At 40.6% G+C, this 26,866-nt stretch carries 20 protein-coding genes and 1 pseudogene; 10 read left to right on the top strand and 11 right to left on the bottom strand.

Annotation, left to right across the window (positions count from 1 at the left end; translation table 11 throughout):
- Positions 1 to 8: 8 nt before the first annotated feature.
- Together BM192_RS18410 and BM192_RS18405 are read left to right on the top strand one after the other, a co-directional pair.
- Complete coding sequence (locus BM192_RS18410; protein ID WP_037437932.1) at positions 9 to 1,388, top strand: ammonium transporter; 1,380 nt, start codon at positions 9 to 11, stop codon at positions 1,386 to 1,388.
- Between the two features lie 54 nt (positions 1,389 to 1,442).
- Positions 1,443 to 2,486 carry a porin gene (locus BM192_RS18405; RefSeq protein WP_037437933.1) on the top strand — a complete coding sequence of 348 codons (1,044 nt, stop codon included), beginning with the start codon at positions 1,443 to 1,445 and terminating at the stop codon, positions 2,484 to 2,486.
- Positions 2,487 to 2,533: 47 nt separating this feature from the next.
- Here the strand turns inward: BM192_RS18405 and BM192_RS18400 are convergent, their stop codons facing one another.
- Entirely contained in the window at positions 2,534 to 3,007 is a 474-nt protein-coding gene (locus BM192_RS18400; protein ID WP_037437934.1) for a ribonuclease H-like YkuK family protein, read from the bottom strand.
- 213 nt (positions 3,008 to 3,220) lie between these two features.
- Here BM192_RS18400 and BM192_RS18395 point away from each other — a divergent pair, with 213 nt between their 5' ends.
- Positions 3,221 to 5,410: a bifunctional alpha,alpha-trehalose-phosphate synthase (UDP-forming)/trehalose-phosphatase gene (locus BM192_RS18395; protein WP_037437935.1), complete on the top strand. Its 2,190-nt coding sequence runs from the start codon at positions 3,221 to 3,223 to the stop codon at positions 5,408 to 5,410.
- An 84-nt stretch (positions 5,411 to 5,494) separates the two neighbouring features.
- Here the strand turns inward: BM192_RS18395 and BM192_RS18390 are convergent, their stop codons facing one another.
- Complete coding sequence (locus BM192_RS18390; protein ID WP_037437951.1) at positions 5,495 to 7,276, bottom strand: glycoside hydrolase family 15 protein; 1,782 nt, start codon at positions 7,274 to 7,276, stop codon at positions 5,495 to 5,497.
- Between the two features lie 149 nt (positions 7,277 to 7,425).
- Between BM192_RS18390 and BM192_RS18385 the strand changes: the two genes are divergently transcribed.
- The 4 genes from BM192_RS18385 (at position 7,426) to BM192_RS18370 (ending at position 11,987) form a co-directional block, all read left to right on the top strand.
- Complete coding sequence (locus tag BM192_RS18385) at positions 7,426 to 7,644, top strand: hypothetical protein (RefSeq protein WP_037437936.1); 219 nt, start codon at positions 7,426 to 7,428, stop codon at positions 7,642 to 7,644.
- A 74-nt stretch (positions 7,645 to 7,718) separates the two neighbouring features.
- Positions 7,719 to 9,026 (top strand): DEAD/DEAH box helicase, encoded by a 1,308-nt coding sequence (locus BM192_RS18380; RefSeq protein WP_074589230.1) that lies wholly within the window; start codon positions 7,719 to 7,721, stop codon positions 9,024 to 9,026.
- Position 9,027: 1 nt separating this feature from the next.
- A complete protein-coding gene (locus BM192_RS18375; protein WP_037437937.1) occupies positions 9,028 to 9,276 on the top strand; it encodes a DUF1456 family protein in 249 nt (82 codons plus the stop codon).
- Between the two features lie 53 nt (positions 9,277 to 9,329).
- Positions 9,330 to 11,987: an outer membrane beta-barrel protein gene (locus BM192_RS18370; RefSeq protein ID WP_139218462.1), complete on the top strand. Its 2,658-nt coding sequence runs from the start codon at positions 9,330 to 9,332 to the stop codon at positions 11,985 to 11,987.
- A gap of 5 nt (positions 11,988 to 11,992) precedes the next feature.
- Here the strand turns inward: BM192_RS18370 and ettA are convergent, their stop codons facing one another.
- A complete protein-coding gene (ettA, locus tag BM192_RS18365; protein ID WP_037437939.1) occupies positions 11,993 to 13,672 on the bottom strand; it encodes an energy-dependent translational throttle protein EttA in 1,680 nt (559 codons plus the stop codon).
- Positions 13,673 to 14,145: 473 nt separating this feature from the next.
- Here ettA and BM192_RS18360 point away from each other — a divergent pair, with 473 nt between their 5' ends.
- Positions 14,146 to 16,668 (top strand): ATP-dependent Clp protease ATP-binding subunit, encoded by a 2,523-nt coding sequence (locus BM192_RS18360; RefSeq protein ID WP_037437940.1) that lies wholly within the window; start codon positions 14,146 to 14,148, stop codon positions 16,666 to 16,668.
- A gap of 107 nt (positions 16,669 to 16,775) precedes the next feature.
- Here BM192_RS18360 and BM192_RS18355 read toward each other — a convergent pair whose 3' ends face one another.
- The 8 genes from BM192_RS18355 to BM192_RS18320 form a co-directional block, all read right to left on the bottom strand.
- Complete coding sequence (locus BM192_RS18355) at positions 16,776 to 17,879, bottom strand: PA0069 family radical SAM protein (protein ID WP_051759494.1); 1,104 nt, start codon at positions 17,877 to 17,879, stop codon at positions 16,776 to 16,778.
- Positions 17,880 to 17,939: 60 nt separating this feature from the next.
- Positions 17,940 to 19,163, bottom strand: coding sequence for a carboxypeptidase-like regulatory domain-containing protein (locus BM192_RS18350; RefSeq protein WP_037437941.1), 1,224 nt, complete (start codon positions 19,161 to 19,163; stop codon positions 17,940 to 17,942).
- 35 nt (positions 19,164 to 19,198) lie between these two features.
- Entirely contained in the window at positions 19,199 to 20,866 is a 1,668-nt protein-coding gene (gene recN, locus BM192_RS18345; protein WP_037437943.1) for a DNA repair protein RecN, read from the bottom strand.
- A 122-nt stretch (positions 20,867 to 20,988) separates the two neighbouring features.
- Positions 20,989 to 22,683 (bottom strand): M56 family metallopeptidase, encoded by a 1,695-nt coding sequence (locus BM192_RS18340; protein ID WP_074964068.1) that lies wholly within the window; start codon positions 22,681 to 22,683, stop codon positions 20,989 to 20,991.
- Positions 22,684 to 22,694: 11 nt separating this feature from the next.
- Positions 22,695 to 23,081: a BlaI/MecI/CopY family transcriptional regulator gene (locus BM192_RS18335; protein WP_037437946.1), complete on the bottom strand. Its 387-nt coding sequence runs from the start codon at positions 23,079 to 23,081 to the stop codon at positions 22,695 to 22,697.
- A 165-nt stretch (positions 23,082 to 23,246) separates the two neighbouring features.
- Positions 23,247 to 24,449, bottom strand: coding sequence for a bifunctional phosphopantothenoylcysteine decarboxylase/phosphopantothenate--cysteine ligase CoaBC (gene coaBC, locus BM192_RS18330; RefSeq protein ID WP_037437947.1), 1,203 nt, complete (start codon positions 24,447 to 24,449; stop codon positions 23,247 to 23,249).
- Positions 24,450 to 24,497: 48 nt separating this feature from the next.
- Positions 24,498 to 24,824, bottom strand: a complete 327-nt coding sequence (locus tag BM192_RS18325; protein WP_037437949.1) for a DNA-directed RNA polymerase subunit omega — start codon at positions 24,822 to 24,824, stop codon at positions 24,498 to 24,500.
- Entirely contained in the window at positions 24,824 to 25,756 is a 933-nt protein-coding gene (locus BM192_RS18320) for an outer membrane protein assembly factor BamD (RefSeq protein ID WP_051759497.1), read from the bottom strand. Before BM192_RS18320 ends, BM192_RS18325 begins: the two co-directional genes overlap by 1 nt.
- 252 nt (positions 25,757 to 26,008) lie before the next feature.
- Between BM192_RS18320 and BM192_RS18315 the strand changes: the two genes are divergently transcribed.
- Positions 26,009 to 26,413, top strand: a complete 405-nt coding sequence (locus tag BM192_RS18315; protein WP_037441788.1) for a hypothetical protein — start codon at positions 26,009 to 26,011, stop codon at positions 26,411 to 26,413.
- A pseudogene (locus tag BM192_RS18310) lies at positions 26,410 to 26,866 on the top strand (hypothetical protein); the annotation flags it as partial. The gene BM192_RS18315 and the pseudogene BM192_RS18310, both read left to right, overlap by 4 nt.

Genomic DNA, 26,866 nt, shown 5'->3' with positions numbered 1-26,866 from the left:
CTACAATCATGAGTAAAATAGTGTTAAAACGGTTCTTTCCGTTCGCGATTCTGGCAATCGTGTCTGTTCTTGCCTTATTTGTTCCCCTTAAAGCTAATTTTGATGAAGGGAAATACAATTCGGCAGACGTAGGCTGGATGCTTGCAGCAACTGCTTTGGTCTTCTTAATGACCCCCGGTCTGGCTTTCTTTTACGGTGGTATGGTACATCGCAAGAATGTATTGTCTACAATGATCAAAAGTATTGTATCGGCAGGGGTAATCAGTGTATTGTGGGTCACAGTTGGTTTTAGCCTGGCTTTCGGGGACAGTATCGGTGGTTTTATCGGGAATCCCGGCACTTTCCTGTTTTTTCAGGGCGTAAATTCTGGTCAGCCCTGGAGTATGGCACCTACAATACCTTTAACACTTTTCGCATTCTTCCAACTGATGTTCGCTATTATTACTCCCGGGCTGGTTGTAGGTGCTGTAGCAGAAAGAATCAGGTTCACTTCATATATTCTGTTTATTGTATTATTTGCGGTTTTTGTATACAGTCCGCTGGCGCACTGGACCTGGCATCCTGAGGGAATCCTGTTTAAAATGGGTGTTCTCGATTTTGCAGGTGGTACAGTTGTACATATCTCGGCTGGTATGGCTGCTTTGGCCGGTGCATTAGTTCTAAAAAGAAGAAAGGTACATGCTGATCACCAAGAGATACCTCCAGCCAATATTCCTTACGTTTTAATAGGAACAGGTTTATTATGGTTTGGCTGGTTTGGTTTCAATGCCGGATCTGCAATGGGAGCTAACAGTCTTGCGGTATCGGCATTGGCTACAACCAGCGTGGCAGCGGGGGCAGCAGGTCTGTCATGGATGTTTTTTGACGTCCTGAGAGGAAAAAAACCTTCTGTACTCGGTTTCTGTATCGGGGCGGTAGTTGGATTGGTAGCGATTACACCGGGTGCCGGCTTTGTAGCTATCCCTCACAGTATTTTTATAGGTGCTTTTGCTGCGATTATTTCGAATCTGGCTGTAGTCTGGAAATCTAAAACTAGTCTGGATGATACACTGGATGTATTTCCTTGTCATGGAGTTGGTGGTATAGTTGGTATGTTGCTTACCGGAGTATTTGCCACTAAAACTGTGAATGCGGCTGGCGTGGATGGTCTGTTTTATGGTAATCCTGAATTCTTCTTTACACAACTAAAAGGGGTTGTAATAGTAGCAGTATTCAGTTTCGCAGTTTCTTATGTGATTTTTAAACTGGTTAATGCAATTGAACCGATCCGCGTAACTTCTCAAGAAGAAGAAGAAGGCCTGGACGCTAGTCAGCATAATGAAAAATACTCGCAGGGTACTTTAATTGTGGCATCATCAGGGATAGAAATAGACCATATATCTGCCTGATCCGGTAAAAATTAGACGAGCAATCTTTTTTACTGGCATATAAAACTAATCCATATGAAAATCAGCTCTATCTTAACTATCTCGGCACTAACATTAAGCTCTGCGACTTACGGGCAGGTAAAATTATCCAATCAGCTGGAAATTACCGGTTCAGTAGACACCTATTATAAATACGATTTCTCCGGAAAGCCAAATATTCAAACGAGTTTTGCTAATGATCAAAACTCAGTGTCGTTGGGAATGATAGATATAGGATTAAAAAAAACCAAGGGTAAAGCTTCATTTGTTGGAGAGGTTTCTTTTGGGCCAAGAGGGCAATACGCTTCCCTTCCAAATGGTGATGGTTCGGAAGTTAACGGCGATAACAATTTTAACATTCAGAATCTTTATGTGACCTATGCTTTTGCAGATAAATTTTCCATGACTGCTGGATACATGGGTACTTTTATTGGTTATGAAGTTATTTCTCCTGTTGGCAATGTGAATTATTCGACCTCTTATTTGTTTTCAAGCGGGCCTTTCCAAAATGCAGGTGTTAAAGCGAATTACACCTTCTCAGACAAGGTAGCTTTAATGGTCGGTCTGTTTGATGACTGGAACGTTTACAAAGACGTTAATGGTGTTTCGCATTTTGGAGCACAATTAACTTTAGCGCCTGTTACCGGATGGACGGCGAATTTAAATCTGTTAACTGGAAAATCTGTGGGTGCGCCGGGAACCGGGTCGATTTATGATCTGACGACGAGCTACCAGCTGACGGAGAAGTTTAAGCTCGGATTGAATGCCGCAGATTACTCTGTATCTAACCATGGCGGAGGCTATAGTGGTGCGGCACTTTACTTCTTGCATGCTTTCAATGAAGCTTTGTCGCTTGGTCTGAGAACTGAATATTTTGAGTCGAAGGCTACTGAGGATGTGGAAGGATATAAAATGGGCTCAGTAACTTTGTCTGCGAACCTGAAATCCGGGGGACTGACATTTATTCCGGAAATCCGTCTGGATAACGGCAACACTTCAAGGTTTGTCAAAAACAACTTAGACCCTACAAAAACGGCATCACAGTTCTCCCTGGCTGCGGTATATGCTTTTGAGGAATAAATTTAAAAATCAGGCTTTTCTTTTGAAAAGCCTGATTTTAATCCGTTTTAATGGACCATTTTATCGGCACAGGTAGAACTTGCAAATGCTTCAGGTTTCGCTTTGAAAATAAAGCCCATACTTAATATGTACCCCATTGCCTCATTAAGTGCTTTGTTTGATTTAAACATAGGGTTCGTATTAATGTCAGCATGTACTTCCAGGTCTACATCATAGAGGTCCAGTAAATCACATACAGCGTAGGCGGTCTCGATAGATTTTTGTACTTCGATCAGCATTCTTTCTTTAATGCTCATAATTTGCTGGCTTTTTTCCTGATGGATGTACATAAAGCCACCATGTTGCTCACGTAATAGTACAATGACCGTCGCAAAATCTGTGTAAGGGCCTTTTACCTGAGAATCTGTCCCTATACACACCTTCAAGTGATAGCCTTTTTCGGTTTCTCTGATAATTGCATTTTCGACTTCATCAAGAATTGGTTGATGGATGATCTCTCCATTGAATTTTTTCCAGGTCATAAGCTTCTCATTTATCACAACCCGAAACAGGTTTCTTAAAATTAAGTTGTTAGTGTTAAATATACGTGAAAATAATGTTGTTTATTTACTAACAATCAATCTGTTATAAACATGTACTTGTCTTTTTTTTAGCGCTTTTAATCGCCGATGTCCTTTCTTTAAACTAAGAAAATTAAAACAATATGTAATTGCAGACGTTGTCTAATACATAATATGGTTAACAAAACAATTATAGTATCAAATCGATTACCCGTAAAAATAGTAGAGCATCAGGGGGAATACCGCCTAAGTCCAAGTGAAGGCGGCCTGGCAACAGGATTAGGGTCAGTATATAAAAAAGGTGATAATATCTGGGTCGGCTGGCCTGGAATTGAAGTGCCCGAAGAGCGGCAGGCAGAGGTTACTGAAAAACTTGCAGAACTCAATCTTATCCCTGTATTTCTTACAGCCGACGAAATTAATCTCTATTACGAAGGCTTTTCTAATGAAGTATTGTGGCCTGTATTCCATTACATGGTTACTTACGCAAATTTTGACCAGAGTTACAGGGATTCCTATCAGCAGGTTAATGAAAAATTCAGTCATATCGTAGCCAGTCACCTGCAAGAAGGCGACACAGTATGGGTACACGACTATCAGTTACTGTTACTCTCTGCATTGATCAGAGAAATACAGCCTCAGGTTCTGATCGGTTTCTTTCAGCATATCCCTTTTCCATCTTATGAAATATTCAGGCTCATTCCCTGGAGAGATGAACTCATTGCCGGAATGCTAGGCGCAGATTTGCTGGGTTTCCACACTTTTGATGACGTAAGACATTTTTTGAGCGCAGCCTCCCGTTTACCGCAGGTTAAGGTATCAGATAATATTGTCAGTTATAAAGACAGGCAGATCGTAGTTGAGTCATTCCCTATGGGAATAGATTCTGATAAATTTGAGGGGTTAATTGCAGAACCACAGGTGAGGGAGCATATGCGCTTGTTCAGGAAGACTATGGGAGAAAGGAAGGTTATTCTGACTATCGACCGGCTTGACTACAGTAAGGGTATTTTGCAAAGGTTACAGGCTTACGAACTGCTGCTGCAAACCCATCCCGAATTAATCGGACATATTTCTTTATACATGATTGTCGTGCCGTCCAGGGATACCGTTCCGAGATACAAAGAGCTGCGGGATCAGATTGATCAGCTTGTCGGAAATATAAATTCAAGTTACCGGACAATGAGCTGGCAGCCTGTTTATTATTTCTACCGTTCCTTTACTATCGAATTCCTTTCCGCATTGTACCGTACTGCAGATGTGTGTCTTGTTACGCCAATGCGTGACGGGATGAATCTGGTTAGTAAAGAATACGTCGCCAGCCGCACAGAGGATACCGGTGTGCTTATTCTTAGTGAAATGGCAGGTGCCTCAAAGGAATTGAATGATGCGATAATCGTTAACCCCAATAATATTGGAGAGGTCATGCGGGCAATTTTGCAAGCTATTCAGATGCCTGAAACAGAGCAGATCTTTAGGATGAAGCAAATGAGAGCTGTCGTCAGCAAGTTTAATATACACCTTTGGGTGAAGAATTTTATGGAGAAGTTGGAAGAAGTTAAAGTTTTACAAGAATCATTGCGTACTAAATACGCAGTTAAAGGAATAAGAACACAGATTGAAGATGCCTATACAAGGTCTAAAGACAGATATTTATTTCTGGATTATGACGGAACGCTTGTCGGTTTTCAGGGCGATATAGATCAGGCTTCACCAGATCCGGAGCTATATCAGTTATTAGAGCGGTTATCGGCAGATCCTTCAAATAAAATAGTAATCGTAAGTGGCAGAAGGCACGAAACACTTGAAAAATGGTTCGGACATCTGAAGCTGGATCTGATTGCAGAACATGGCGCCTGGCATAAACATTTTGAACAAGACTGGAAATCCTTACCATTACTTACCGATCGCTGGAAGCAGGAGGTTAGAACGGTACTGGATACCTATACAGACCGTACTCCAGGATCTTTCATAGAGGACAAAAGCTATTCGCTGGTATGGCATTACCGAAAAGTCGAAAAGGGACTGGGTGAGCTTCGTGCAAATGAGATTATTAACCACCTCAAAGTGACAATCGCCGACAAGGGACTTCAGTTAATGCCTGGCAATAAAGTGATAGAGTTTAAAAACGTCGAAGTCAACAAAGGAAAAGCGACGTTAAGCTGGTTGCATGAAGAGGAGCCGGACTTTATTCTGGCACTTGGAGATGACCATACCGATGAAGATATTTTCAAGGCGCTTAGTCCGGAGGCATTCACTATCAAAGTGGGTAGTAATATATCAGCTGCAAGGTATTATCTGCGCAATCCAACGGAAGTGAGAGATTTGCTGAATACGCTTTCATTGCACACGCCGGATCATTAGTTATAAACGGATACACCGATTCAAAATCAAAAGCGGCAATACTTATATAATAGGTATTGCCGCTTTTGATTTTGAAAGGTTTGGTTATAGAAAACCAGGTTTGTCGAGTTTTATGGCTATTCTGTGCGCCGCATTCATCAACCCGACGTGACTGTATGCCTGAGGGAAATTGCCCCACTGACTACCATCGTGTTCGTCAATATCTTCTGCAAACAGATCTAGATGATTACCATAACCGGTTAATGATTCAAATGCTTCAACTGCATCATCGATCCTGCCAACCATCGCCAGCGCCTCCACATACCAGAAAGCACAAATTAAAAAGGTTGTTTTTGGTTTCCCGAAATCATCAGTATGGCGATATCTATAAAATAAGCCGTTTGCTGCTTTAAGTTCTTTTTCCAGGGCAATCAAATGATCCTTTGCACGGTCAGATTCCGGGTCAAGATAATTCATAAGAATCAGTTGCAGTGTGCTTGCGTCCAGATGCTCGCTGCCAACTGCGTGATTGTAAACTTTGCGTTCAGGATCATAACACGCTTCTATATGTGCTGCTGCTTTGTCGATAAGTATATTGGCCCGCTCTTCATACTCCGCATTTCCGATTTTGGTGGCCATCTTCAATGCCGCTTTAGCACCTGCCCATTGAAACAAGTTTGTATAACAATGGTTGTTCGCTAGATTTCTGAACTCCCAGATACCCGCATCTTTCTCATCTATAGTACGTTCAATTTTAGAAAGAAGATAATCCAGCCAGATCGCAGAGTCTTTACGTTCTGAATAAATAAAGCGATTATCTGTATACAGCGGTAACATCGAAATTAAAACCTGACCATAGATGTCATTTTGGATATGTTCAAATGCCTGATTTCCGATACGGACCGGTTGATTGCCCATATAACCTTTAAGGTGTTTTAAAATATGTTCAGTCAGTACTCTTTCACCTGCAATCCCGAACAATGGCTGATACCGTTTATCTTCCCTGAAGGAAATATCTGTTATGTAATTAAAATAACGTTCCATTTCCTCAAAGTGTCCGATGTGATTTAAAGCTGTAATCACATAATAGGTATCGCGCATCCAACAATATCTGTAATCCCAGTTTCTTGTGCTCCCGGGGGATTCTGGCAAACTGGTAGAGCTGGCAGCTATGATTGCCCCGGTATCTTCATATTGATGGATTTTCAATACCAATGCGGAGCGTATAACCAGTTGCTGCTGATAACCTGCAATAGTAGAGTGCTTAATCCAGGTGCGCCAGTATTTTTTAGTCTCCAGCAGAAACCTCTCTGCTGTGCTCTCAACCGGAGCTTCCAGATTATATCCGTAAGTCATTATAAGATAACGAGTGTCATTCAATGCGAAGTAACGCTCGTCTTCTATGTAGGAAAGTGAAATGTTTGTACTGAGCTGCATGCTTGTTTCACCATCCATATACAAAATGTGGTTACTTCCCCTGGACTGGGTCTGCTTCTCCAGGCCATAGTTACTCACTGGTTTACAAGTAACTTTAATTCTTGGATTACCTTCTACTACCTCAATTTTACGGATTAGCATTAAGGGTTTGTAGTAGCGTTCGTACTGATGAAATCTAGGCGCAAAATCTGTTATACGGTATGTTCCCTCTTCATTGCGTATTTCCGTGCATAATATATTTGTGTTTTCCAGATAATACTGGTTACTCTCAAATTCGCCATGGGGCCGGATAGAGAATTCGCCACCTTTTTCTTCATCCAGTATGCCTCCGAAAACAAAGGAGCTGTCAAATCTTGGCCAGCAAAGCCAGTCTACATTTGTGTTTTTATTGATATGTGCCAAAAAAGCACAGTTTCCGATAATTCCGGTCTGATAGGTGTGTCTCTCCATGTAAAATTTATTCAGTTTATTATAATACTTATAGAACAAGCCAGGCGTTTATTTGTTGTATTTCCAGCGTCATAAATTAATTAGACAATGTGTACATTTATACAGATCTAACCGCAATTGCACAATATTCATAATTAAAACTGAACAAAATGAAAGCAGAACTTTTAAACGAATTTTACCTGTTGCAGCAAAGCAGGTCAAACGCGAAATATCTAGATATTCTCGAAGAAAAAATATATTCACCCATTCAGGTTGCTAATGATAAGGTCACTTCATGGATGTACAAAAGAGGAAGTATGCTCATGAAACTCGAAAGAAAAGCACAACTTCGTCTCAGCAAAATACGTAAGAAATTTCTTCCTCAATAAGCGGTGGCTTCAGCTTAATCCGCCCCTTTGCTTTATTTGAGGCATATCTGGCTTAATTCTTTTATCTTTGCCGCATGATGGTAGAAAAGGTACTGGGTAATCTGAAGATTGCAGCTTTAAATGATATGCAGCTGGAAACAGTTGCTGCGGCAGAGAAAGGAAAAGATTTAATTTTACTTGCTCCTACCGGCTCAGGAAAAACTGTAGCCTTTCTTTTACCTGTGCTCAAAAATTTACGCGCTGATCTTAAAGTTGTGCAGGCTGTAATTCTGGTTCCTTCCAGAGAACTTGCCCTTCAAATAGAACAGGTTTTCAGGCAAATGGGTACAGGCTTCAAAGTTAACTGCTGTTACGGCGGGCATCCTGTCAGAACTGAAAGGAATAATTTTGAAGAACCTCCTGCGGTACTGATTGGCACTCCGGGCAGAATTGCGTACCATTTGCGACATGAAAACTTCGATGAATCCGGTGCACATACATTGGTTCTTGACGAATTCGATAAAGCACTTGAATTTGGTTTTCAGGAAGATATGGCTTATATCATTGGTAAATTATTATCATTGAAACAGCGTATTCTTACTTCCGCAACCGCAATGCAGGAAATCCCAGACTTCACAGGACTTAAAAATGCCACTGAAATAAATTTCTTAAAAGATGCGCAAGTAGTACCAGATCTGCAGTTAAAAAAGATTATAAGTACTGCAGAAGACAAGCTGGATACCTTATTCAGGTTAATTTGTAAAACTGGTGAACAGACAACTTTGATTTTCTGTAATCATAGGGAAACTGTTGACAGGATCAGCGATTTGCTGATTGATAAAGACCTCGCCCATGATATTTTCCATGGTGGTATGGAACAGGATGAAAGGGAGCGTGCATTGTTGAAATTCCGTAATGGAAGTATCAAGATATTAATCACAACAGACCTGGCTTCAAGAGGCCTTGATATTCCAGAAATCGGATGTATCATCCATTACCAGCTGCCATATACAGAAGACGCATTTCTACATAGAAATGGGCGTACTGCAAGAATGAATGCTAAAGGAACGGCTTTTCTGCTCATGACTCCAGAGGAGAAATACCCTTTTCTGAAAACAGATATTGCAGTTGAAAAATTAAAAGATAAATACGCCCTGCCTAAGGACAGTCAATGGCAGACCTTATACATTGCGGCCGGCCGTAAAGATAAGATCAATAAAATTGATGTTGTTGGCTTGCTATTAAAAAAAGGCGGGCTGGAGAAAGACGATGTTGGATTAATTGAAGTGAAAGACCAGAGTTGTTATGTTGCTGTCAAACGAAATAAGGTGCAACAAGTACTCGGCGCATTAAACGGAGAGAAAATCAAGCATAAAAAAGTGAAAATTGAAATAGCACTATAGGATGAGTAATAACGATATAATTAAAAAATTGCGGGTTGCACTGGAGCTGAATAATGAAGATATCATTCATATTCTCGGACTGGTAAATTTTACAGTTACCAAAAGCGAATTAGGGTCGTTCTTCCGTAGTGAAGATCATCCAAATTTTAAACCTTGTGGCGACCAGATTCTACGAAATTTCCTGAACGGTCTTGTTATCTATAAAAGAGGACCAAGACCAGAAAAAACAGTACCCCCTGTGACTGGCTGATAATTCAGTATTAAACTGTTATATTGGCTTCTGGAGATATAAAAAATTGGAATTTGGGTCATTTAAGAGGTGTATTTCTATTTCAGGTCATTTTGGTGCTTTGTGCTACGGTAGCTTTAGGGCAAAGTCAGCAAAAACTCCAGGGGCTGGTGATCGATTCACTGGAAAACTCTGTGGGTGGTGCTGATATTTACCTGATTGCCGGGAAAGACACGCTGAACAGCAGTACAGACATCCACGGGAGATTCAATTTTACCGGTTTTCAAGCCGACAAAGTTTCGCTGCTCATTCTCAGTATTGGCTTTAAACCTTATTCCAGAACTTTTCATTTTGAGAAAGGTTATCTTCAATTAAATGTAGGTCAGTTAGTGCTGACGTCAGAATCCAATCTGCTTGATGAAGTTATTATCAGTGCCAAGGACAGACCCGTCAAATTCAAAAAAGATACAATTCAGTATAATGCCGCATTCTACCAAGTCTCTGAAAATGACAGGGTGGAAGATCTCCTGCGTCAGTTACCCGGTGTTGAGGTAGATGCAAACGGGAATGCCAGTACAATGGGTAAACCTCTGATTAAGTTAAGAGTAAACGGAGAGGACTTTTTCACCAATAACGTAAAAGATTTTATTAGCCAGCTACCGGCAAAGGTTATTGATAAAATTGAAATTATCAATGACTACGGGGATGAAGCTAATTTTACTGGGATCAAAGAAGGTGAACCTCAGAAAATGCTTAATCTGGTCACAAAGGCGGGGCAGAATCATGGGAAATTCGGAAATGCTGGTGTCAGCGGTGGCACTAATAACCGTTATGGTCTTCAGGGCAATGCGAATCTATGGGAAGATACACGCCAGATCGGCATGAATAGTAGTTCCAGTAATACCAATAACGAAGCAGGAGTAAATACGAATGCTGCGGCCGGAATCAATTATCGGGATAAACTTTTTACAGGAATAACTGCTAGCGCTGCATACTCTTATGATTACAATAATAATAATTCGAAACAGCAGAATAAAGTTGAAAGTATCAATCCCGGAGGTATCATTTTAAATGATCTGAATTCCCAGAGCCGTTCGTTGGATAATACGCACCATATTAATTTCAATATCCAGTCTATAGCTGATAAAAGTTATTTTCAAGCCTCTTTGGGCGGCTCGCTTTCGGAAAGAAATAAAGACGCGGAAACATTTTCAAATCAGACGGGGTTGATCCATCAGAATCTGAAAAGCAATAACCGGTCAATGACAGAAACGCCTAATTTGAATGCCAATGTAGTTTGGGCAAGAAGCATGGATAAGCCGGGCAGGAGCATGTCAGGTGGAATAGTCATGTCAAGCGGTATTAATCAGGTTGAAGAAGACCTCGCAAATGTTATTACTTATTTTAATAAGACCAACAGCCTGCCGACAAAAGACTCATTAGTTCATCGCTTCGTAGAGACCGAAAACAGATCAAATGCAATTACGGCAGATTTCAGATATTCGGAACCATTACGTTCAGATGAAGATTCTCTTGTCCGAAGAAATATAGATTTTTCTTATTTCTTCTCTTTGAATAAAACACGCAATAGCTTATACACCCGTGTAAATGATGAGAACGGAGATTTGAGTATTGTAGATTCTCTGAGTTCTCTTTATTCATCGTCGTTTCTCCAGCAAAGGATTATGGTAAGTTACCGGTATCAGTCGAAAGAGTTTAATTATAATCTGGGAATCAGCGCCCAGCCGAGTGAAGTTCGCGGGCGTTATTCTGGTTATGAGAAGATATTAAATAGTCAGCTGAATCTTTCGCCGATTGCAAATATGAATTTTATTCTGTCAGATTGGAATAGCTTCTCATTCGTTTATACGGGCGTAACCACTCCACCTGACATCTATCAGTTACAGCCAGTACCCAATATAAGTAATATCCAGAATGTCATCGTTGGTAATCCAAATCTGAAATCGAGTTTTACACATAGCGGAAGTCTGAACTTTCAGCATACAGGTGAAAAAAGCGGATCGACACTAATGGTCGGGCTGAATTCTTCTTTTCTCGAAAACCAGGTTGTTAGTAATGTGGTGCTCGTACAGGATACGCTGAACACGCTGAAGCAGGAAACAAGGTTTGAAAATGCGAGTGGTGCCTATCAGATCGGAACCAATTATTCATTTGCATATCCTTTCGCGAATAACAGGTTTAATGTTGAACTAAGGGGAAATTGGGACTATATGAATATGATCTCTTTCGCGAATGATCTGCTGAATACAAACCGTAACATCAGTTTTTCCCAAACTTTGAAAATGCGGTTAACCAGACCCAAGTTTTATCTGTCTGGTTATGCGACTTATAGTTATAGCAGCAACCGCTATGCCATCGCACTACTCAGACTGAGAAACATAGAAACCTGGCAATTTAATGTAAACAGCCGGGTGAATCTGAATAAGTCACTTTTTTTGACGGCAGATGTATCTAAGCGGATTAATTCGGGGTACTCAATAAATATATCGAATCCTCTGCTGTTAAATCTGAGTATAGAAAAATCTCTTTTTAACAACAGGCAGGGATCTATTTCAGTGCAGGCTTATGATCTTTTGAACCAGGGGAACAACTTAGTCAGAAGCATATCTGATAATTCGATTACCGATAGCCGGTTCAATCAAATTACCAGATATGTACTTCTTAATTTCACTTACAGGCTTCAGAAGTTTGGCTCTCCTGAGCACAAATAGCGAGGTTATACAAGTTTTTTATACCTGATTCTATGTGGAGTACTGTCTCCAAGGCGTTTCTTTCGGTTTTCCTCATAATCGCTGTAGTTACCTTCGAAGAAATAAACCTGAGAATTACCTTCGAATGCCAGGATATGTGTACAAATACGGTCCAGGAACCATCTATCGTGACTGATAACAACCGCACAACCGCCGAAATTTTCTAATGCCTCTTCCAGTGCACGTAAAGTGTTCACGTCAATATCATTGGTTGGCTCATCGAGTAAAAGTACGTTCGCGCCTTTTTTCAAGGTAATTGCAAGGTGAACACGGTTCCGTTCCCCACCAGACAATACAGCAACTTTTTTCTGTTGATCACCACCATTAAAGTTAAATTTAGAGACATAAGCTCTACCGTTAACAGCTTTATTGCCCAGCATGATGTTGTCTAGTCCGTCAGTAATATTTTCATAAACTGTCTTGTCCGGTGAAAGATCATTGTGCATCTGATCTACATACCCCAGCGCTACAGTCTCGCCTACTCTGAACGTACCTTCATCTGGAGTTTCCTGTTCCGTGATTAAACGGAATAATGTTGTTTTTCCCGCCCCATTCGGACCGATGATACCAACAATACCCGCTGGTGGTAACGAGAAGCTTAAGTTTTCAAACAGGATTTTATCTCCGTAAGATTTTGTGATATTATTTGCTTCAATAACTACATTGCCTAATCGTGGTCCTGCAGGAATAAAAAGCTCCAGCTTATCTTCTCTTTCTTTCGAGTCTTCTGAAGCTAGTTTATCATAATTGGATAAACGTGCCTTAGATTTCGCATGTCTTGCTTTTGGAGCCATACGCACCCACTCCAATTCGCGCTCAAGAGTTTTCTGACGTTTACTCTCTGTTTTCTCTTCCTGTGAAAGACGTTTTGCTTTTTGGTCTAACCACGAAGAATAGTTTCCTTTCCATGGAATACCTTCACCACGATCCAGTTCAAGAATCCATCCAGCCACATTGTCCAGGAAGTACCTATCATGTGTTACGGCAATCACGGTTCCTTTATACTCTTTCAGGAATTGCTCCAGCCAGTCGATACTTTCTGCATCAAGGTGATTGGTTGGTTCATCAAGTAACAACACATCGGGTTCTTGTAATAAGAGTCTGCACATAGCGACACGGCGACGTTCACCTCCCGACAGTACTGCAATCTTAGTATCGGGTTCCGGGCAGCGAAGTGCGTCCATGGCTCTTTCCAGCTTATTATCGAGTTCCCATGCATTAACTGCATCAATTTTATCCTGAAGTTCACCCTGTTTGATCATCAGTTTATCCATCACTTCGGCATTCTCATAAACTTCCGGCAGACCGAACTGTTCATTGATAGACTCATATTCTTTTAGGATAGCAGTGATTTCGGCAACACCTTCTTCTACAACCTCACGAACAGTTTTATTTTCGTCAAGTTCCGGCTCCTGTGCCAGATATCCGACGGTATACCCCGGAGAAAACACAACTTCTCCCTGAAATGCTTTATCAATCCCTGCAATAATTTTTAGTACCGAAGATTTACCCGATCCGTTCAAACCGATTACACCGATTTTTGCGCCGTAAAAGAAGGATAAGTAAATGTTTTTTAAGACTTGTTTCTGGGGTGGATAAATCTTATTTACCCCCGCCATCGAGAATATTATTTTTTCGTCTGACATAGCTTTTTTAATCAAATACCTGAATCTGCTAAATTGCAAGATTCCTGCAGTTGGAACACATCTGTTTTTTTTAAAATACCGTATATACCAACAAGCAAATATAATTAAAGTCGGGCGTAATCAACAAAGCAGGGAACTGCCATTTATGCCGGTTTTTTATGGCGGGTATAGCAAAATGACAGCTATTTGGAATGTTTATAAACCTTACATTTCGGGGACAATTACCGGCAGATTATATAGAGAGTCTTTTAAAGGCACTTAAACAGGCGGAATTTTACAGAATATATATCTTTTAAGTAGCCTTTTTATACCTGCATTGGTCTCAAATTTACTAAGTTTAATATATTACGGGCGCTGAGCAATCAGAATGCGCCTGATATGGCGTAATTGTTGTTAAAAATAAATCGGATTGATGCTGATATTTGTAAAACATATTTTATAGTTTAGAGGCGTTCCGTTTAATAAAAGGATATATGGAAGCTAAATTTTCACCACAAGTAAAAGACGTGATTTCGTTTAGCAGGGAAGAAGCCCTGAGATTAGGTCACGATTATATAGGCGCCGAACATCTTTTGTTGGGCCTGATCCGCGAAGGAGACGGTATGGCTATCAAAATATTGAAATCATTGGGCGTAGACACTGCAAAATTACGTCGTTCAATAGAAGAAGCTGTCCGGGGTACTTCCAGTGTTACGGTTAATCTGGGAAATATCCCTTTAACCAAACAGGCGGAAAAAGTTCTGAAGATCACTTATCTGGAAGCTAAGATCTTCAAAAGTGATTTGATCGGAACAGAACATCTGTTGCTTTCTATCCTGCGTGATGACGATAATATCGCCTCCCAGATTCTATTGCAATATAATATCAATTACGAAATCTTCAAACAAGAAGTAGAAGTTAACAAAAATGGTTTCAGAGATGAAACACAAGGAAGTGCTTCTGCAGGCGGTGACGATGATTATCGTGAAGAGGAAAGTTTCAGCAGCCCAAAAAAGGTTTCTGATATTAAATCCAAAACTCCCGTACTTGATAATTTTGGCAGGGATTTAACGAAAGCTGCGGAAGAAGGACGTTTGGACCCTATCGTTGGCAGGGAAAAAGAAATTGAGCGTGTTTCGCAGATTCTTTCCCGTCGTAAAAAGAATAATCCGATACTTATCGGTGAACCTGGTGTCGGTAAATCAGCAATTGCTGAAGGGCTGGCGCTGCGAATTGTTCAGCGTAAAGTTTCACGTGTCTTATTCAATAAACGCGTCGTTACACTTGATCTTGCTTCTCTGGTTGCCGGTACTAAATACCGTGGTCAGTTTGAAGAAAGGATGAAAGCTGTGATGAACGAACTGGAGAAGTCTACGGATGTGATCCTGTTTATTGATGAGATTCATACTATTGTTGGTGCTGGCGGCGCTTCTGGATCACTGGATGCCTCAAATATGTTCAAACCAGCTCTAGCTAGAGGTGAGATACAATGTATAGGTGCGACAACATTAGATGAATATCGTCAGTATATTGAGAAAGATGGTGCTTTGGATCGTCGTTTCCAAAAGGTAATGATCGAGCCCGCTTCACCTGATGAAACGATTGAGATCCTTAACAGGATTAAAGAGAAGTACGAAGATCACCATGGTGTAACTTATACTAATGAAGCAATTAATGCCTGTGTAAGTCTGACTTCAAGATACATTACAGACCGTTTCCTGCCTGACAAAGCTATTGATGCGCTGGATGAAGCCGGATCAAGGGTGCACCTGACCAATATTCATGTTCCTGAGAATATTATTGACATTGAGAATAAGATTGAAAATATCAAGGTTGAAAAGAATAAAGTTGTCAAAAGTCAGAAATACGAAGAAGCTGCTAAATTAAGAGATACTGAAAAGAATCTTCTTGAAGAACTCGATCGTGCTAAAGCAAGTTGGGAAGCAGAGACAAAAACCAAACGTTATACTGTTACTGAAGATAATGTCGCAGAGGTTGTTTCTATGATGACTGGTATTCCTTTGCAAAGAGTAGGGCAAACAGACAGCATTAAGCTGCTGAATATGTACGATACCGTTGCTGAAAAGATTATTGGACAGGACGATGCGATAAAAAAACTGACCAAAGCTATTCAGCGTACACGTGCAGGTCTGAAAGATCCTAAAAAACCAATCGGTTCCTTTATCTTTTTGGGTCCAACCGGAGTGGGTAAAACAGAATTAGCGAAAGAACTGGCGAGATTTATGTTCGATAGTGACGACTCGTTAATTCAGATCGATATGAGTGAATACATGGAGAAATTCGCAGTCTCCCGGCTGGTAGGTGCGCCTCCCGGATATGTAGGATACGAAGAAGGTGGGCAGTTAACAGAAAAAGTACGTCGTAAACCATATGCAGTAATTCTGCTGGACGAGATTGAAAAAGCACATCCTGATGTATTCAATATCCTTTTACAGGTATTGGATGAAGGACAGCTGACTGACAGTCTTGGTCGTAAGGTAGATTTCAGAAACACGATCATTATCATGACGTCCAATATTGGAGCGCGTCAGCTGAAAGATTTTGGACAGGGGATAGGGTTCTCTACCTCAGCTAAGAATAATCAGGTTGATTCACATTCCAGAGGAGTAATTGAAAATGCTTTAAAACGCGCATTCGCTCCGGAATTCCTGAATAGAGTAGATGATGTGATCGTATTCAATACCTTAGGTAAGGATGAGATCTTTAAAATCATTGATATCGAGTTGAAATCTCTGTTCGGACGAGTGCATACACTGGGCTATGAAATCAAATTGACAGAGGTTGCCAAAGATTTTATTGCTGAAAAAGGATTTGATATCAATTTTGGTGCCCGACCTTTAAAACGTGCGATTCAGAAATACCTGGAAGATCCGATTGCAGAGGAAATTCTTAAAGGAGATATTCACGAAGGTGATACTTTGGAAATAGATTATAATAAAGAAACTGACCTTATTGTTGTGGAGAACAAAAGCCCCGGTAAAAAGAAGAAAGTTTAAAAACCAGGGAAATTAATCCTTATAAAAGCCTGTCATCATTAGAAAGATGACAGGCTTTTTTTATGCATCAGCTTAGAGCTATCCCGTTTAAAAATCATAATCAAATATTAAAGCCCGCCGAATAAATTGAGCTGTGATCCAGGTACACAGAACTGGCTGGAATCTAGATTAATCCGATCCTTATTCAGGCCGTTCAGCCTGCAATGTAAGCGGAAGGTATCCCGGATCATTTTTGCAATATTTCCTTCACCTCTCATTCGTGTGCCGAAACGGCTGTCATTTACGGCACCCTGATGGCAGGACTGAATCTGATGCCATACTTTTTCTGCCCGGTCAGGGAAATTCTGTTCAAGCCAGTCCCTGAAGATAACTGAGATGGCACCATTGAGCCGAACTACTGTATACCCTGCGTGAATAGCTCCGCATGCAGTGATTTCCTTCAAAATAGACGGTATTTCGTGATCACTAAGACCTGGAATAAGTGGTGCGACCATAACACCTGCAGGAATACCTGCGTCACTTAAAGCAGAGAGAACTTTGAGCCGCTGCTTCGCCGTTGCCGTTCTAGGCTCCATCTTTAAACGAAGGTCTTCATTGAGACTGTTAATGGACAGGTATACAGCGCAGAGGTTTCTGGAAGCCAGCTCTTTTAAAATATCAAGATCCCGCAGGATCAGCGAATTTTTAGTGATCAGGCTTACAGGCTGTCCGTAATCGGCAGCAATTCGCAGGAGTCCCCGGGTAATGCGGTATTTTCTTTCTGCCGGCTGATAGCAATCTGTATTACCAGAGAGAGAAATCACACTCGCATCCCAGCTTTTTCGTTCCAGAAATTTTCTGAACAGCGCTGGAGCATCTTTTTTTACGATGATTTTCTGCTCAAAGTCCAGACCGGCACTGAAACCCCAATACTCATGCGTATTCCGGGCATAACAATAAGTGCAGCCATGTTCACAGCCCTGGTAAGGATTCATGGAGAATTCCATACCTACGTCAGGACTATCTACAGGGTTAACAATGGACTTGGAGCTACCTTCTATATAAACAGTTTTTGCTTTTCCACCAGTTTCCCAGTCGTCTATCCCTTCTGCATGATCCCGTACATAGGTATTTGCAGCAAATTTGTTATGTGTATTAAGCTGCGCTCCCCGGCCTTTGAGATATTCATCTGCCTTAATGTATGAATTCCGTGTGTTTTGTTCTCTGGGCATATCATCTTTGCTATCACGCTAAAAATACTAATATTCTTAGTAAGAAACAAGACGGTATTATTATTTAGCTAAAGGTACATAATCCATGGGTACCATGTCTCCTATTTTTTCGTAAGCCCAAAAACCTTCATATAGCAACGCTCTGGAATCTCTCATTCCTCCGTTTGCGTAAAAGCCGACAGGTCCTTTCAGCATGCGGATTACGGAAATCTGGTAATTAGGTATAGTCAATGGTCTGAGGACATAATGCCCTGACGATGAATACGTGTTGCTTTCCTGTTCAGGCGTAAATAACACATACAGTTCATCTGTATAGTTAATTGTTTTCAGATCCGGACCGGCGGTTTTAATTAAAGTATCGGTCTGCACTCCCCTCATGTCCAGCGTAACATTTTCTGCCGGCATCTGCTGCACCTGCTGCCAGTAGGAGAGAGAATCGGCTAGCGCGGAACCTGCTTTTAAGGGGCCATGGATTCTTTTTACTAATCTTTCTTTGGCGGCTTGAATTATACTATCGGCAGGCCTGTCCGGGTTTTTTGTTTTTACCCGCTTATAGAGAATAAAACCTTCTTGCTGGATCTGATTCTTATACAGAGACTGGAAGAAATGCTGCGGAGAACCTGCATAGGCAATTTCACGAGCTTGTAACCACTTCTTCCGTTTCGAGCCTGAGCCTTTTAAATCTTCAAAGACCGGTAGCCCGGAAAAATAAATGATCCTGGTGTTGAAATTATACTCGAAAAGATTGAGCATGTATTTTAGTCTGTAACCCAGCGCTTTGTTCTCAACGATCAGAAAGTCGTTGGTACTTACCCTAAGAATCCCTTCTTTTCTATCGTCCTCAATAAAAAGAATCTGAGGATTTAAGAGTTTGCACTGGGCTGAATTCGGAGTTCGGCCGATAAAAAACTCTAGAAATAATTTAAGATTTTTAGCTCTGTTTGGATCAGCCTTAATCGTTACTTCTTGTAATTGTATCGTGTTTTCCGATAGAATCGCAGTAAAAGATGCCGACTGGTCGGTGATTAATATACTCTTACTATAAGGAAGAAATCCCATCATTTGAATCACAACCTCGTACGACCCGGGTTTGAGTGCCGGTAATGTAAATTTACCATTGTTATCGGTCACCGTAGCTGTTGTATATCCACTTAAGTAAATTCCAGCTCCCGGTAATGTCTCGCCTTTTTTATCTTTCACCTGCCCGCTGATAGCAAATAATCCCTGTGCAGATAATGACAGAGATGAACAAAAGAAAATAAAGCAGATGAAAAGTCTTACCATTATAAAATATCAACTTGTAGGTAAATAAGGCAAGATTAGGCAGTTTTATTGAGATGTAAAAGATCTGCAGCATTTTTCAATGCAGATTCGCCAGGATTATGGCCACTCAGCATTTCGGCGATTGCATTGATCCGTTCCTTATTATTCAGCCTGCGTATGCCGGTTGTGGTTTTTTCTGACTCTTCTTTTTTATAGACGAAATAATGTGCATCACCTTTAGCTGCAATTTGTGGAAGATGGGTAATACAGATAACCTGCATGTTTTGCTCCAGTTCGCCGATGACATCTCCAACTCTTAATGCCGTTTCTCCTGAAATTCCGGTATCGATCTCATCAAAAATCAGTGTCGGTAAGGCTGTATGTTTGGAAATGATAGATTTAATAGCCAGCATAAGTCTGGATAATTCACCGCCTGAGGCAACCTTTCCTACTGGGGCCGGTGCCTGCCCCGCATTCGCAGTGAATAAGAGAGCAATCACATCTTTACCATCTTTATTTAGATTTTCTACAACCTTTTGCTCAATTTTTATCTTGGCATTGGGCATTCCCACACGGGTTAGTATCTCTGCAACCTGATTTTCTGCATGGCCGATAGCTTTTTTTCTATTTTTAGACAGTTCTGCCGCAATCTTCTCCAATTCAGATTTAAGCTCATCAATTTCGTGAAGCAGTCTTTCAATTTCTTCGTCACTGTTTAATATCGAATTCAAGCTATCGCTGTATGCTTCCTGAATTTCTATCAGTTCCTCTACAGTAGAGACCCTGTGTTTCTGCTGTAGTGTATAGATCGTATCAAGCCTGGCATTAATCTCCTCTATTTTCATTGGGCTGAACTGAATGCTCTCTTCCAAACCTATGCATTCGGAGGCGATGTCTTTAATTTCAATCAATGTCGACCTTAATCTTTCATTAAGAGAAGTATATGCCGGATTGAATTTCTCAATACCCTGAATCTGACTGATCACCTCCTTAAGAATAGGTAGTACGGCCGTTTCTTCGCCATCCAGTAACATCTGGCTATTTAACAAGCCTCTTTTAATACTTTCTGCATGGTTAAGTGCTTCCAGTTCAATCTCCAGCTCTGCCTGCTCGCCGGATCGGAGTTGTGCCTGTTCCAGCTCATTAAAAAGAAATTGTTCGTAATCCTGTCTACTTCGTGCTTCATCCGCTGCAGTTTGCAGATTAATGAGCTGTTGCAGTTTTTGCTTATAAAGTCTGAATTTTCCACGGTAAGACGAGAGTAGAGGAAGGTGATCTGCAAGTGTATCTACGACCGATAGCTGAAAGCCGGGATCGCTGACTTCCGAGGTTGCATGCTGTGAGTGTATGTCGATTAACTTTTCACCGATCTGCTTCATCACCGCAAGTGTAACCGGTGTATCATTAATAAATGCTCGCGATTTTCCGTCTATGGAAATTTCTCTTCTCAGAATACTATCCTGAAGAAAATCTACATCCAGATCTTCAAAATAGGACTGAAGAAATGTTCCTGATAAGTGGAATTGCCCTTCTATAACACATTTCTTTGCCTGATTGAAAAAATATTTAGTTTCTGCACGTTGCCCCAGTATCAGTGACAATGCGCCCAGCATAATTGATTTACCAGCGCCGGTTTCTCCGGTAATGATATTTAAACCTTTATCCAGTTCCAGATCAACGCTATCAATCAGTGCGTAATTACGTATAGAGAGTTTTTGCAGCATATATGATTGCTAAATTAACAAAACTTAAGCAATGGAAGTTTATTTTGTTTTTACAAAAAAAGCAGGCGACCTTAAAGTCCCTGCTCAATAAATTTTAAATATGTGCTTATTTACTACACCGGTTATTTTGACCAGAACTCAACCTTAACCTGTTGTTGTTCCAATGCTTTTCTCAATTCCATAGCCTGTTCTTGAGCTGCTTTTACGATGCGGGCTGTCTCCTTCGAATTCAGCGCAGTTTTTTCCATGTCTTTTCGGAATTTCTCCCATTTAGCTTTCTGTTCTGGAGAGTTATAAGCAGCTTCCATGTCTTTTCCGTATTTCTCCCATTTAGCTTTTTGCTCTGGCGAGTTATAAGCAGCTTCAACGTCTTTTCCATATTTCTCCCATTTCGCTTTTTGTTCCGGAGAATTCATTTTGTTTTTGAGCTCCTCTCCACTTTGCTTAATTCTGGAATGCAGGCGGCTTATTTCAGCACGGTCGTGGCTTTTGTCAGATTGCAGGCGTAAAACTTCATTCGCTAATTTGCCGGAGAGGCTTACAATTTCATTTAAAACCAGGGAGTCTGGCGGCAGGGGTGGGAGCGGAGGTGTTGCCGGCATTTCTGACATCGGAGGCAGTGGCGGAACGGGTGGAATGGGTGGAATGTTGATATTTATTTCCTGTAAACCAGGAATCGTATCCCTGCTTTTGTCCAGTACATAAACCCTTTTACCACTTGAATAAATTAGTGTGTCAGATGCAGGTGTAGAAACTCTCTTTTTTGGCTGATTTACTTTTTTTACGACTGTCGGTGAATTTTGCTGACGCTTTTCACCGTTCGCCGGGTTAACCCAGGCTAAAGAAATCAGTGTAGCAAAAGTCAGTGCAATAGACAGTAGCTTCTGTCTGGAGTTTATACTTTCCGTTTTCATATTTGTAATTCTTTTAATACGTTGATACAGATGTTGTTCCTCACCGGTAGCAGCTAAAGCCAGTACAGGTTTTTGTGTATTTGTTAATAATTCCAGTTGTAAGAGGGCTTTTGCATAAGTCAGAGGCGCGTTGGTTAACTGAATAACTTTATCATCACAAGCATTTTCCCGCTCTATATCCATCATTTTTCCGATCAGCCATGCGAAAGGGTTAAAGAACAGTACGGTTTCAGTAAGCGTTCTCAATAAGTTAAATATGTAGTCATTTCTCCTGATGTGAGATAATTCATGAATCATAATTGCTTCCAATTGGTTCATCTCCAACTGTGTTGCAAGCATTGCGGGAAAAAGAATGATTGGTTTAATATAACCGATGACCAGTGGAACCTGAATTTTGTCCGATAAATAATAACCGATTTTTCTTCCTATACCAAGTTCTGTCCGGAGAGTTTCAAGTTTGATCATCCAGTCCTTTGGAACAGACTGATGGACTGCATTTTTTAAGTTTTGTATTTTCCGGTAACCCTTCCAGAATATAACACTCTGGGTAATCAGGCCAACACTATATAAGAGTACAAGCCAGGGGAAAAGCATTTCGATATACTCTACAGCTGTTAAAGGCACTGCCGGTGGAACTAATCCAGGTAATTGTTTCCAATAGGATTGTGCGGACGCTTCACTAGAGACAACAGACCATTGGAAAAGCTCTGTAAACGTATATAAAAAGCTTCCCAGCATTAACAATCCGCCCATTGTAGCAATTGTGTATCTCGTGCTTGCTTTGAATTTAAAGACAGGCTGGATAACTAAATATAGTACACCGTAAATTATTGCTCCCTGCCATAATGAGTGGAGGATAGCCCATCCGGTAGCCCGGACAATTTGATCAAATATTGCTTCCATAACGTTTGATGTTATTGTTGTTTTTCTAATTTGTCCAGATATTCCTTGATTGCCTCTATTTCGTCTTTACTGGATTGGTGGTTCCCCAGGGCCTGCATAACGAGCCGTGCTGCGGACCCGTTAAAAGCATTATCTATAAGTTTAGTTACTAGCTGTTCTTGCGTCTTTTGTTGATTGACAATAGCAGTATAGATATGGGTTTTTGCACTGGTGTCTCTTTTAACAAGACCTTTTTCATGCATAATCTGCATCAGTTTAAGTGTAGTGGTATAACCGGCTTCTTTTTCCAGCGTCAGAATTTCGTGTACTTCTCTTACCGTACAGTTACCTTTATCCCAAAGGATTTGTAGTATCTCTAATTCGCTTTCAGTTGGTTTATGTTGTTGATCTGTAACCATAATTCATGTACGAATATTTTCGTATTACGAATGTACGAAAATATTCGTATAACCAAATTATTTTTGAAATTTATTTAATCGGCTCAATTATAGACGCCGGGAATTTCTCAGATTGTGTATGTAAAATTCAAAGCTGACCGCTTTAAAGTAGAGGGGGGATAACGGTTATAGAGGTTTGAACAGGTTAAGAATTGCTTTGCAAATATCTTTAGCGACTTCGGTTTTTGACTTGGTATTAAATACCTGCTTTTCAAAATCACGATTGAAGATACTGATTTTATTGGTGTCTTTCTGAAAGCCGGCACCGGGATCATTCAGGGAATTTAAAACAATCAGATCCAGGTTTTTCTTAACCAGTTTCCCTTTGGCGTGTTCTTCCTCATTCTGAGTTTCCAAAGCGAATCCAACCAGTATTTGCCCCTCCTGTTTACGCTTACCCAGAGTTGCCAGTATATCAATTGTTTTTTTGAGCTCTATTTTGAGGTCGTCATCAGATTTTTTGATCTTTTGCGTAGCTACTTGTGCAGGCGTGTAATCTGCTACTGCGGCACTCATTACTGTTATTTTACTGACTTCAAAATTAGCCTGGCATGCTTCCAGCATTTCCGCTGCGGTTGTAACGTCTATTCGGTTTACTCTTTGTACACTTTGCATTGCACTGGGGCCGCTAATAAGTGTTACTTCTGCTCCCAGACCGGCGAATTCATCTGCAATAGCAAAACCCATTTTCCCGGATGAATGATTGCCAATAAATCTTACCGGATCAATAGGCTCGTAAGTAGGACCCGCGGTAACCATTACCTTCACCCCGGCTAAAGGCAGGCTTGAAAGGATTCTTTCTTGTAGAAAACTGATAATTTCCTCTGGCTCTGCCATTCTGCCAGCACCAAACAGGCCGCTGGCGAGTTCTCCACTGTTGGGTGAGATTAGTACGTTTCCAAAAGATTGTAGTTTTGAGATATTTGTTGCCGTGCTTTCGTGTTTCCACATATCCAGATCCATTGCCGGAGCAAAGTATACCGGACATTTAGCAGAGAGATAAACTGCAGTAAGCAGATTGTCGCAAAGTCCACCAGCCATTTTTGCCAGCGTGTTGGCACTTGCCGGAGCGATAATCATGTAGTCAGCCCAAAGGCCCAATTCAACATGGTTACTCCATACACCGGTTTCTTCTTCGAAATATTTGGTGTAGACCGGGTTTTTTGAAAGGGTGGCCAGAGTTAAGGGCGTTATAAAATTCGCCGCATCAGCTGTGAGAATAACCTTGACGTTTGCACCAGATTTAACCAGTAGCCTGACTAACGTTGCAGCTTTATATGCAGCAATACTGCCGCAAACGCCAAGGATAATATTTTTATTATTTAGCATGGTCTATTAATGCAATTGGGGATGCAGCTTAATGCCTATGCAAAATGCTTATTGAGAATCTTTAGCTGGATTTCTGTGGTAAACTTTATCGTTCAGAAATTCGTCAATGGCAATCAGGCTTGGCTTAGGCATACGCTCATAATGCTTGCTGATTTCAATTTGTTCCCTGTTCTCGAAAATCTCTTCCAAATTGTCATTTGAAGAAGCAAACTCGGCTAATTTACCGTGTAATTCTTCTTTCATGTTGTTTGAAATCTGATTAGCCCTTTTTGAAATAATCACTAGAGACTCATAAATATTAGCAGTCTTCTGATCTAAATCATTCACATTTCTGGTTACCGTAGTATTTGGTATAGCGGGTTTATTCGTATTCATTATGGATTGGGGGTTTTATTCTTAATATTAGCAGATGTATCTTTACTATTGTCTTTTTCAACCATTGCTTTGTATTTCGCAATCTGATTGGCTTCCAGTGTCATGAGCTCTTTCGCACTAGCGATGCCGTTTTCACATTCAGTCTTTAATGTTTTTGCCTCCTCAAGGTACTTACTTTCCGGATGATTTTCAATAAATTCATTCGCATACCCTATAGCTTCTGTATAACGATCTTCCTGACGATAAGGAAAGCTGTTTTTAGCATAGGCATATTGTGATTTAATAATCAGTAAATCCATCTCCTCAGCATATTTGATATCGGGAAAATCAATCTCTGCATTTTTTAATGAAATAACAGACGATTTGTAGTTACTGATATCATAACCGCCCAGGTCATAATATAACCTTGCATTAGTATAAGCTTTAAGTTCCAGTTTAGCACGAAGATCTGTAATATACTGACTTGCCTGAGCTACGCGCTCACTTTTCGGATACAAGTTAATGAAAAGCTGTAAGGCATCAATCGCTTTATAGGTGTTCTCCTGATCTAATGTATATTCGGGTGAATCAAGGTAGTAGCAATATGCACCCATGTAACGGCATTCTTCTGCATTTTTACTTGTCGGATAGGTATCTGCAAAATATTTAAACTGGTACCTGGCTGTAGTATAATCTTTTAAGCGAAAAAGTGTGTAAGCGTAATAATAGTTCAGATCTTCAGCTTCCGTTCTTCCTCTGTATTTCTGAGAAAGATCTTCAAACAGGATCAATGCTTTTGAATAATCTTTCTTATTGTAAAGTTTTATGGCCTCCTGGTATTTTTTAGCTACATCATTGCTTAGCCTGATTTTCTCAAAACGGCTTTTGCAACCTGCAATACTTAAGGCAATTACAGTGAAAGATAGTATAAAAACGTGTTTAATTTTAAACATTGTGCAAAGATAAGTTAATATTACGATAACGTCAATTAAAAATAATTGTTCGCTAAGCTAATTAAAGGCTTTTATTCGGGCAAATGCTTAACATATTTTAACAAATACCATTTGTTTGGGAATAGATCTACATTGGTAGCCTGATGTCTATTATTTGAACCACTCACAAGTAAAATCACGAATACCGGCTTCAGACTAAAGTAAATTCAGGAATATTAAATTGGGTTGGCGTGGTCTATGTCCGTTCCTGATATGAGTTTACATAAGAAAGTTTTTCAAAACAGAAAAATGAGTATAAAAAACGAACGTCCAAGTAAGGGCAAAGGCGGGAGGGTTTCTCCCCATTCAGAAAGTTTTAGAGTTCAGTTAGCTTTGGAATACATTCAAGGTTCCTACAGCTACCCCCAGGTAGCAAGAAAATATGGTTTGCCTGAACATACTATCATATCCTTCGTATCTTGGTACCGAAAGACCCAAACCCAGCTTATGCCAGAAGAACCGCTTATCCCAAATGAGCCTTTGAGCTCCGAGGATCGAAAAGGGTTAGAAAAACGACTTGTATTGGCCGAGATGAAGATTGCAGCTCTTGAAAAGGTAATTGCAATCGCTAACCAGGAGTACAATACAGATCTTAAAAAAAAAGCTGCTACCAAGTGATCTATGAGTTAAAAGGAACACGCAAAGATTATAGTATCGATAATCTTTGCGCTGTCTTTGGCTATACCAGGCAGGCCTGGTATAGCCATTTAAGAAGCGTACGGCTGTGTTTTTTAGAACAAGAAATTGTATTGGAAAAAATATACGAGATCAGAAAAGAGCTCCCTAAAACCGGATGTATCAAACTCTACAAAGAACTTAACAATGGCTTCTTGCAGGGACACGGTATATCAATGGGTAGAGATGCTGTATTTAACCTTGTACGTTCTCAGGGGATGTTGATCAAAACCAAAAAGAAATGGGTATATACCACCAATTCCTTTCACAGGTTCAAAGTGCATGCAGATCTAGTTCAGCGAAGAGCTGCTCTGTGCGCAGAGGAAATATGGGTAAGTGATATCACTTATTTACGTACCAGCGCCTGTTTTGTATACCTCTGTTTAATTACAGATG

Source organism: Pedobacter antarcticus, from assembly GCF_900112985.1.
Classification (GTDB): Bacteria; Bacteroidota; Bacteroidia; order Sphingobacteriales; family Sphingobacteriaceae; genus Pedobacter; species Pedobacter antarcticus.
The sequence above is the reverse complement of the archived record's forward strand: the minus strand, read 5'-3'. Positions and strand labels throughout refer to the sequence as shown.

Coding starts and splice junctions, on each gene's coding strand:
- BM192_RS18375 (WP_037437937.1), top strand. CDS start 9,028: ATGAGTAATAACGATATAATTAAAAAATTGCGGGTTGCACTGGAGCTG.
- BM192_RS18360 (WP_037437940.1), top strand. CDS start 14,146: ATGGAAGCTAAATTTTCACCACAAGTAAAAGACGTGATTTCGTTTAGC.
- BM192_RS18315 (WP_037441788.1), top strand. CDS start 26,009: ATGAGTTTACATAAGAAAGTTTTTCAAAACAGAAAAATGAGTATAAAA.
- BM192_RS18340 (WP_074964068.1), bottom strand. CDS start 22,683: ATGGAAGCAATATTTGATCAAATTGTCCGGGCTACCGGATGGGCTATC.
- BM192_RS18405 (WP_037437933.1), top strand. CDS start 1,443: ATGAAAATCAGCTCTATCTTAACTATCTCGGCACTAACATTAAGCTCT.
- BM192_RS18390 (WP_037437951.1), bottom strand. CDS start 7,276: ATGGAGAGACACACCTATCAGACCGGAATTATCGGAAACTGTGCTTTT.
- BM192_RS18350 (WP_037437941.1), bottom strand. CDS start 19,163: ATGGTAAGACTTTTCATCTGCTTTATTTTCTTTTGTTCATCTCTGTCA.
- BM192_RS18395 (WP_037437935.1), top strand. CDS start 3,221: ATGGTTAACAAAACAATTATAGTATCAAATCGATTACCCGTAAAAATA.
- BM192_RS18325 (WP_037437949.1), bottom strand. CDS start 24,824: ATGAATACGAATAAACCCGCTATACCAAATACTACGGTAACCAGAAAT.
- BM192_RS18385 (WP_037437936.1), top strand. CDS start 7,426: ATGAAAGCAGAACTTTTAAACGAATTTTACCTGTTGCAGCAAAGCAGG.
- BM192_RS18400 (WP_037437934.1), bottom strand. CDS start 3,007: ATGACCTGGAAAAAATTCAATGGAGAGATCATCCATCAACCAATTCTT.
- BM192_RS18355 (WP_051759494.1), bottom strand. CDS start 17,879: ATGCCCAGAGAACAAAACACACGGAATTCATACATTAAGGCAGATGAA.
- recN (WP_037437943.1), bottom strand. CDS start 20,866: ATGCTGCAAAAACTCTCTATACGTAATTACGCACTGATTGATAGCGTT.
- BM192_RS18320 (WP_051759497.1), bottom strand. CDS start 25,756: ATGTTTAAAATTAAACACGTTTTTATACTATCTTTCACTGTAATTGCC.
- ettA (WP_037437939.1), bottom strand. CDS start 13,672: ATGTCAGACGAAAAAATAATATTCTCGATGGCGGGGGTAAATAAGATT.
- BM192_RS18335 (WP_037437946.1), bottom strand. CDS start 23,081: ATGGTTACAGATCAACAACATAAACCAACTGAAAGCGAATTAGAGATA.
- BM192_RS18410 (WP_037437932.1), top strand. CDS start 9: ATGAGTAAAATAGTGTTAAAACGGTTCTTTCCGTTCGCGATTCTGGCA.
- coaBC (WP_037437947.1), bottom strand. CDS start 24,449: ATGCTAAATAATAAAAATATTATCCTTGGCGTTTGCGGCAGTATTGCT.
- BM192_RS18380 (WP_074589230.1), top strand. CDS start 7,719: ATGATGGTAGAAAAGGTACTGGGTAATCTGAAGATTGCAGCTTTAAAT.